Below are 8,779 nucleotides of genomic sequence, written 5' to 3'. Positions count from 1 at the left end.
CGTTTCAAACGACTATTCTCTACGGTTAATAGATTCACTTGTTCTTGTAATCTTTGCTTTTCTTCCCACCATGTTTGACCATTCTCAATGGCTGCTTCTTTCCCAATCAAATTTCGTTCCCTTTGATTCACTTCTAATTCTTTATAGCTGATATCCAACTCCTTTTGATTGATGAACTCTTCCTTTTCGTTTAGTTGCGCCTCTCGGGCTTCTAATAAGCTTTTAGACCTATCTATGGTACTTAACCCTTCTTTGATGCTAGAAACGCCTCTGAGGCGCTTAGAAAGCTTCTGAGCATCTTCTTTTGTCAGAATATAGTTTCCTGTTTTTACTTCTTTCTTTTTCAGCAACCCTACTTTTTCTGTTTCTGCTTTCAACCTTCTCATATCAAACAAAGGAAATCCTTGTATATCCTTTTCTACCTGTTCCTTTGTTTCTTCTAGTTTCGTAATCTCTTCTTTCGTATCTCCTGCTTGTTTTTGTAGATTCTTCTGTTCTTGTTGTTGTTTTCTCACAATTTGTTCTAACTGTCCTTGTACGGTTTGTAACTCCTCCACTTTTCCCTCAAATTGTTTCACTTCTTTGTCTACCCGTTGTAAATAAGTTTCTTTTTCCTGTACCTGTTTTTCTACAACGGACTTTGTTTCCGCATATTCTTTGTATTGTTTTACTTTCATGTACTTATGAGACCCTACATTTGCTCGTTCAAAATCAGGAATATATTCTTTCGCCAATGATTCGATATATGCCGTTTCTACTGCTCTCCAATTCGCAATCAGTTCCATCCCTTTTCCTTCCACGCCTTGTTGTTGCAAAGCTCTATCCATTCCGACACGCTTCGTTAATCCACGACTACTTGAAAAATGTGGGACATAATTAATATGCAGATGCGGATTCGCTTCATCATCATGTAACACCATGTTATAGACTGCTAGATTCTGATTACGCTCCTGAAAGGCTTCTGCATACCTCTGTAACGCTTCTTTTTTCTCTTTCCGACACATTGGGTCATCTTTACCTTCTCCAATCGCCACAACTAATTCTCGTTGCTCATGTACTTTTTCACTTTTCTTGATTTTCTCGTAATAATCTTGGGTTTTACGGTCATTCCGTTTTTGTTTCTCGTTATACGTATCTACTGCTTCTTGAAATACCTCTTTGTATACACTTCGAATATCCTTTTGAACAAAATACATATTATCGTCTAATCGAGCTGGATCAATGCCAGGATTTCCATGTGCATTTTCTCGATTGTTATGACTTATTGAACTTTTGTGAGATTGATTAAATGAGATAGAACGCAACACAACATACACCCACTTCCCTAAAATGATTGATACCACGAGTCTAGCAAAGCGACGAAACGGAGTCAATCAAAGTAACCCTATACATATTTTGACGCTACGCATCAAAAATATATAGGGCTCTGCGAGGCCCTTGTCGGCATAGCCGAGTCACTACGTGACCAAAACCAAACCTTGGGCGTTGCCCAAACCCACTGGGGAACTCTTCCCCAGACCCCCTTAATCGAACTCCCCAACCCCTCACTCCTTGAGGGGCTCCCTCGCCGGTTGGCGTCCCCAAAACGTGCCGTTTTGAGAAACTGCCAAGAGGGTGGACAATCGGGCGCACGTGTCCATTCCTTAATGCTCCTTTCATGGATCAGCATAAACCGCTGCACCATTTCAGTCCGCTTACCATGGACTCTTACCGTTTATTTTATATATATAAATAAAATGATTAAAAACAATTTCTTAATTGTTTAAAAAACCTTACTAAGATGTTTTTACCCAAATCCTCGAAACGGGGGAATTACTGATTGTAATAAAATGTACTTTTTGACATGTTTATCTTAACAAAATCCTTAAAATCTTTTAATTTTTAAGGATTTTGTTACTAATTTTCTTGTTATTCCCCCATTTCAAGAAAATTAGCAAAGATACCTTACTATTCATTTATTAATATTGATAATTTATTGAAAATGAAACTTTGATACTAGATGGATTTGTACCTGCTCCAACAATCCCAATAGAATTAATATCATTCATTGTAATGGATCTACATTCTCCGGGTCCCACTACAAACCCACCTACTGGTGTTCCATTAACAGTTAATGCAGCTGTGGACCCCACCCCAACTGTACCATTATTTTCAATCATTATTGTTCCGTTTATTGTAAAGTTTGTGTTATCGTCCCATATAGGTAAAGGTAATCCAGCTGTATCATCTAATATAATTGTGCAACAAACTGCATCATTTACAGCTCCTAATTGATCATTACAACAATTTCCTAATTGTGCCATATAGTATTCCCCCTGTCTCAAAACACTTAAATATTTTTGATTATATAAACTAATTTACCATGTATTATATGCTTTACAGTCCATTTAATATGGACAAAAGTATCTTTTTTTAATACAAATAAATTAAAAATATTATTTTGAATTTATATTATAAGGATGAGTATATGATGAATACATGTCTTTCTCATACATTACAAAAAACTTTATTAAATTCACAACAATTTTTTAATAAAACAAAACAAAAAGTTCTTTTATCATTTTGTTTATTTCATAAACAAAATGAATTATTTATTTTGAATGGATATACAAAATATAATATATTTTCTACACCTTTTTTTATTATTAAAACAATAAATATTAAAAAAAACTGTGCAGTATTAGAACCTTTGATTCCTTGTTTTAATACACATACTAACTGTAATAATTCAAATCATTATTTTTGTTGTGTAAAAAAATTATTTCGTACTACTACTCAAATAACAATAAATCTTTCTTATTTTTGCGGATTTTTTATTTGTGATATTCCGATATTTGATTATTTATTACAACATAAAATATTCAAACAAACTTTTTGTATATCTTATGTTTTATTCCCTTCTATGCCTTCCTCAATAATATGGAAAACTAGTACATCTAATATTTTTAATACTGCTACAATCACATTTTTTTATCAATCAGGTTTAGATTCTCAAATTAAAATAACTGTACACACAAAAACAGACTCTTTCACAGTATATATTTTACAAAAACAATGTTATTCCATTACTACAAAAGATCTTACGCATATAAAAATCCACACTCCTCATACTCAAATTTATGGAGCTATAAATATACAACTGCATACTCAATTGCAAAAAAAACTATATTTTTGAACCTTTTGTTTTTGGGTGAGAGGTGAGGCTGGGGTGAAGCGAAGCGAGGGGCTAGCCCCTTAATATGCATCAAATAAATATTGCAAAAAAACAATATTTCGGTTGGAAGAACTAGCGGTTCGGCAGGTATACTTATGAATCCAAGTCGTACAACTTAAATCTTCGTTTTTGGTCTGTTCGGCTTGGCGAAAAAAAAATCCCTGCCGAAAAAAATTTTGCAAGGATGTAGCGAAGCGAAAAAGGTGGAGATTTTTGAGTGATTTTTACTCAAAAATACTACCTATTCCTTGCGGAATTTTTAGCCCTTATTATAAAAGACACAAGGGGAACATAAAAAAACCCTTTATTTACAAGGTTTTCTTTACACTAATAGTAAACATATATGTTGACAGAGTTACCATATATGTTTACTATTTTAGTTAACGCATAAGTTTACAATATCTGATGGAGGGAAAGCTATGTTAGATAAAGAAATTTTCGTTGAAGTTCCTGATGAAGAAACAGGCGAAATTCAACAATATTTACTAACTCCCGCTAAAAAGAAAAAAGTTTACAAGGGGGATTGGGTTATGATGTTTCAAGAAGGATTAACACATGTTGCAAAACTTAATTTGAAAGGTGAAACATTACGTGTTTATATGATTTTATTAGCAAAATTAGATTATGAAAATTGGTTAAGAGTTAGACAACAAGATATTGCAGATGAATTAAACATTAAAAAACAAGCAGTTTCAAGAGCAATTAAAGAACTATTTGAACATGGTATTTTGGTAAAAGGTCCAAAAGTAGGCGCATCTAATACATATCGTTTAGATCCATCTTTTGCTTTTAGAGGACGAGATAAAAATTTAGAACAAGTCAGAAAAGAAGTAAAACACCTTAAAATAATAAAATAGGGGTATTACCCCTATTTTACATTTCATGTTCAAACCCTCTATCGCGTTCTTTTTTCGGTTCTAACGCTTGTACAGATTGTTGTATTCCTTTACTCAATCCAATTTCCTTATCCACTTTTTCCGCTAAATCCTCACTTCCCATTTTTCGAAGCCAATAACTTGTATAATTTGCAATTCCATCTACCAATCGATTCCCTTGTTCATTTAGCGGTTGTTCATATTCCTTCTTGCTATATTTCATCATGCCAACTGCTTTCGCTACATTCGCAAAACTCATTTTTAATCCTTCGTACAGTTCATTCACTTTGTTCAACGTTCGTTTCAAACGACTATTCTCTACGGTTAATAGATTCACTTGTTCTTGTAATCTTTGCTTTTCTTCCCACCATGTTTGACCATTCTCAATGGCTGCTTCTTTCCCAATCAAATTTCGTTCCCTTTGATTCACTTCTAATTCTTTATAGCTGATATCCAACTCTTTTTGATTGATGAACTCTTCCCTTTCATTTAGTTGCGCCTCTCGGGCTTCTAGTAAGCTTTTAGACCTCACTATGGTACTTAACCCTTCTTTGATGCTAGAAACGCCTCTGAGACGCTTAGAAAGCTTCTGGGCATCTTCTTTTGTCAGAATATAATTTCCTGTTTTTACTTCTTTCTTTTTCAGCAACCCTACTTTTTCTGTTTCTGTTTTCAACCTTCTCATATCAAACAAAGGAAATCCTTGTATATCCTTTTCTACCTGTTCCTTTGTTTCTTCTAGTTTCGTAATCTCTTCTTTCGCATCTTTTACTTGTTTTTGTAGATTCTTCTGTTCTTGTTGTTGTTTTCTCACAATCTGTTCTAACTGTCCTTGGACGGTGTGTAATTCTTCTACTTTCCCCTCTGACTGTTTCACTTCTTTGTCTACTCGTTGTAAATAGGTTTCTTTTTCCTGTACCTGCTTTTCTACAACGGACTTTGTTTCCGCATATTCTTTGTATTGTTTTACTTTCATGTACTTATGAGACCCTACATTCGCTCGTTCGAAATCAGGAATATGTTCTTTCGCCAATGTTTCGATATATGCCGTTTCTACCGCTCTCCAATTTGCAATAAGTTCCATTCCTTTTCCATTTACGCCTTGTTCTTGCAAGGCTCTATCCATTCCCACACGCTTCGTTAAACCTCGATGACTTGAAAAATGTGGCACATAGTTGATATGAAGATGCGGATTCGCTTCATCATCATGTAAAACCATGTTATAGACTGCTAGATTCGAATTACGCTCTTGAAAAGCTTCTGCATACCTCTGTAACGCTTCTTTTTTCTCTTTCCTACACATTGGGTCATCTTTGCCTTCCCCAATCGCTACAACTAATTCTCGTTGCTCATGTACTTTTTCACTTTTCTTGATTTTCTCGTAGTAATCTTGAATCTTACGGTCATTTCGTTTTTGTTTCTCGTTATAGACATCTACCGCTTCCTGAAATACCTCTTTGTATACACTCCGAATGTCCTTTTGAACAAAATATATATTCTCTTCTAACCTGGATAGATCAATACCAGGATTTCCATACGTATTTTCTCGATTGTTATGACTGATGGAACTTTTGTGAGATTGATTAAATGAGATAGAACGTAACACCACATGCACCCACTTCCCTAGAATGATTGATACCAAGAGTCTAGCAAAGCGACGAAATGGAGTCAATTAGAGTAACCCTATACATATTTTGACGCTACGCATCAAAAATATATAGGGCTCTGCGAGGCCCTTGTCGGCATAGCCGAGTCACTACGTGACAAAAAAATACACCTTGGGCGTTGCCCAAACCCACTGGGGAACCCTTCCCCAGACCCCCTTCATCGAACTCCCCAACCCCTCAATCCTTGAGGGGCTTCCTCGCCGGTTGGCACCCCCAAAACGTATCGTTTTGAGAGACTGCCAAGAGGATGACAAATCAGCTGCACGAGTCCATTCCTTAATGCTCCTTTCATGGATCAGCACAAACCGCTGCACCATTTCAGTCCGCTTACCATGGACTCTTACCATTTATCTTCCTTCTCCCAATAGTCGTTTCGCCAGTTGCTCATCGAACCCTCAGTCATATGCAATATAACTATTCCCTTGCTTTCGCAATAAAAAAAAGCGTTGAACGAATGTCTCAACGCTTTTTAAAAATTTTATTTTGTTTTATTATTTTCTATTTTTTCTGTTACTCTATCAATAGTTTTCATGTTCATTAACCAAAAAATACTTACAAAAAAATAATAAATTCCCATAATTGATAAATTGTCTGATAAATTAGTCCACATAGATTTCTCTAAAATAAAATTACTCCAAAGAATAGATACTGTGAAATATGTAAGAGGAGTAACTAAATATACCATTACATACAAAAATTTATGAACATGCATAATCTAATCCCCTTTTTTAAAATTTGATTATTTTAACCATGTTGATATGTACATTTTCCGCCATAATATACAAGAGTTCCCGCTAATCCAACTGCATTTGAACCAACAGCAAATTTAACCAATAATTTAGCCGCTTCTTTATATGCCTTTTTTTGAAGATATGCCCACAATCCACCTTCAAGAGCTGCAGTAACAGCCGCTACTCCAAAATGATCTTTTATAGCATCAATCATACAGTCGGTCCATGCACTTCGTTTATATCTATGAAATGGATTTTTAGCTTTTGCATCATTCATTTCTTCAATCATAACAATATCGTTTTTTAAATTATTAGCATAGTTAGCTCCATATTTATTTTCAATTTTATTAAAATCGAAAACCCTTTCACCATTTTGAATCACTAATGCTTCTTCATTTAAAAATTTTAATTGCTCAGCTAATTCATTGATTTGTTTGTCCTCCTCTAATGATTGGACTGAAATATTTGTTGCAGCAGACACAGAAAAACTAGGCATCACAAAACCAATCCCTATAGATAATACCAACGAAGTACATAGAAACTTATTTTTTAAGCTCATTTTTATAACCACCTATTACTTTAAAAATTTATACCTTAATAACCTTATATCTCATTAAATAATTAAACAAGTCTGGTAATACAAACCAAATATCGATACAATAAAGAAAGAATATTGGTTTTATTAACAAAATGAAGCAAATAGTTAACTTCATTAAAAATCAATGACATTAATTTCAGAGCTCCATAAAGTATCTTCTTGTTTTTAACCTTTATTATAAAAGACGCCAAGAGTATGTAAAAAAGCCTTAATATATAAGACTTTTTTACATAAATAGTTACCATATTTGATAACTTATTAATATCAACTACTATGCCGAGTAGATTTAATATAAGATTCCATAATATAAGCCGAATTATCGCAAAGCAACGGAAACCAATCGTCAAACCTTTTATCCATTGCATAATCCAATAAATCTTTCATTTCTATAATTCTATTAGCATTTACAAACTCCATCATCTCACGAATTAATTCATAACGTTCACCCTTTGAAACAGCTAAATATTGAGCAAAATCAGCCCCACAATGCGCAACTAAACTACCCTTAGAATATTGAAATTTTTCTGGATTATCCAAATGTAAAAAATAACGAACCATACCTTTAGGGTTTGCTACTTTTTGCGGATTAGGTGATCGCAACTGAAACGTAATCTCTCTAACCTGCTCATATGACTTTTTATTTGAAAACATCATCATGACATGCCAATGAGGTTTTTTTATTTCACCATCAGGATTAATATCTTTATCATGTAACGGGCTTTCAATCCACGGTGTATGTAAATCATTAATAATTTCACGCCAATTCTCCGGCGCACTTTCTGGATAAACAATGAACGTCCAGTTTCTGGTTCGTTCATCTTTTGAATTTGAACTTTTCCTTTTCACCATATATAATCATCCTATCCAATTAGTTTTTTCGAAAGCGTAGCATCCCGTCCGATGCTACGCTTTTTATTTTTTCTCACCGAATTTTTCCAAACCATAAGTGTTAATTAAAAACGCAATCACTTGCGACTTCGTTAAACCAGTTTTCTTACAAATATCATCTAAATTCCCCAACGTTTCATCAGTCAATGTAATACCAATTTTTTTTCTAGCCATTTTAGAACCTCCTAAATTTAAAACCCTATAAAAATCATACACCCACAAGTCTAGACTTGTCAATATTTTTACAGATATATCTAGAGTTACATTTTTTTACAGATATCGCGCGAGCCCTTGGTACGATTGGTTTTTACAAAAAAACCCATCGCTGAAACCCTTGGTATGACTGACTTCTGCAAAAAAAAACCCCGAAAGCCTTGGGGGAGTAAGGCTGAACTCGATTTGACCTGTGACCAATGACCTCCTAGGGGGGATGTCGTAGTCTCCCCCCTCCCCAAAATTCTTCTTAATTCAAAACCCACTCCAAACACATATTTTTATAAAAAACTTACATTTCATGTTCAAACCCTCTATCTCGTTCTTTTTTCGGTTCTAAAGCTTGTACAGATTGTTCAATTCCTTTACTCAATCCAATTTCCTTATCCACTTTCTCCGCTAGATCCTCACTTCCCATTTTTCGAAGCCAATAACTTGTATAATTTGCAATTCCATCTACCAATCGATTCCCTCGTTCATTTAGCGGTTGTTCATATTCCTTCTTGCTATATTTCATCATGCCAACCGCTTTCGCTACATTCGCAAAACTCATTTTTAATCCTTCGTACATTTCATTCACTTTGTTCAGCGTC

Annotated in this window: 9 protein-coding genes and 1 pseudogene; 2 read left to right on the top strand and 8 right to left on the bottom strand. The window is 34.5% G+C overall.

The window, feature by feature from the left end; all coding sequences use genetic code 11:
* The coding region (locus tag MHI28_RS36025) for a plasmid recombination protein (RefSeq protein ID WP_340829666.1) at positions 1-1,307 on the bottom strand (1,307 nt) is incomplete at its 3' end.
* Between the two features lie 651 nt (positions 1,308-1,958).
* Positions 1,959-2,303: a DUF3992 domain-containing protein gene (locus MHI28_RS36020; RefSeq protein ID WP_340829661.1), complete on the bottom strand. Its 345-nt coding sequence runs from the start codon at positions 2,301-2,303 to the stop codon at positions 1,959-1,961.
* Between the two features lie 164 nt (positions 2,304-2,467).
* Between MHI28_RS36020 and MHI28_RS36015 the strand changes: the two genes are divergently transcribed.
* Complete coding sequence (locus MHI28_RS36015; RefSeq protein WP_340829658.1) at positions 2,468-3,175, top strand: CotZ-related putative spore coat protein; 708 nt, start codon at positions 2,468-2,470, stop codon at positions 3,173-3,175.
* Positions 3,176-3,633: 458 nt separating this feature from the next.
* Positions 3,634-4,071 carry a helix-turn-helix domain-containing protein gene (locus MHI28_RS36010; RefSeq protein ID WP_127813415.1) on the top strand — a complete coding sequence of 146 codons (438 nt, stop codon included), beginning with the start codon at positions 3,634-3,636 and terminating at the stop codon, positions 4,069-4,071.
* A 16-nt stretch (positions 4,072-4,087) separates the two neighbouring features.
* On the opposite strand, the gene MHI28_RS36005 is transcribed toward MHI28_RS36010, so the two are convergent.
* From MHI28_RS36005 to MHI28_RS35980, 6 genes and pseudogenes are all read right to left on the bottom strand, one after another.
* Complete coding sequence (locus MHI28_RS36005) at positions 4,088-5,695, bottom strand: plasmid recombination protein (protein WP_445661824.1); 1,608 nt, start codon at positions 5,693-5,695, stop codon at positions 4,088-4,090.
* Positions 5,696-6,234: 539 nt separating this feature from the next.
* A complete protein-coding gene (locus MHI28_RS36000) occupies positions 6,235-6,468 on the bottom strand; it encodes a hypothetical protein (RefSeq protein WP_000557954.1) in 234 nt (77 codons plus the stop codon).
* A gap of 32 nt (positions 6,469-6,500) precedes the next feature.
* The gene (locus MHI28_RS35995) at positions 6,501-7,046 is read right to left on the bottom strand and encodes a hypothetical protein (protein ID WP_340829651.1); all 546 of its coding nucleotides are present in this window, start codon (positions 7,044-7,046) and stop codon (positions 6,501-6,503) included.
* A 303-nt stretch (positions 7,047-7,349) separates the two neighbouring features.
* Positions 7,350-7,934, bottom strand: a complete 585-nt coding sequence (locus MHI28_RS35990; RefSeq protein ID WP_340829647.1) for a replication protein — start codon at positions 7,932-7,934, stop codon at positions 7,350-7,352.
* Between the two features lie 63 nt (positions 7,935-7,997).
* Positions 7,998-8,147: a CopG family transcriptional regulator gene (locus tag MHI28_RS35985; protein WP_098873229.1), complete on the bottom strand. Its 150-nt coding sequence runs from the start codon at positions 8,145-8,147 to the stop codon at positions 7,998-8,000.
* A 331-nt stretch (positions 8,148-8,478) separates the two neighbouring features.
* A pseudogene (locus MHI28_RS35980) lies at positions 8,479-8,779 on the bottom strand (plasmid recombination protein); the annotation flags it as partial.

The organism is Bacillus sp. FSL K6-0268, from assembly GCF_038005425.1.
Lineage (GTDB): Bacteria > Bacillota > Bacilli > Bacillales > Bacillaceae_G > Bacillus_A > Bacillus_A thuringiensis_S.
This window is presented reverse-complemented; position numbering and strand designations above follow the sequence as displayed.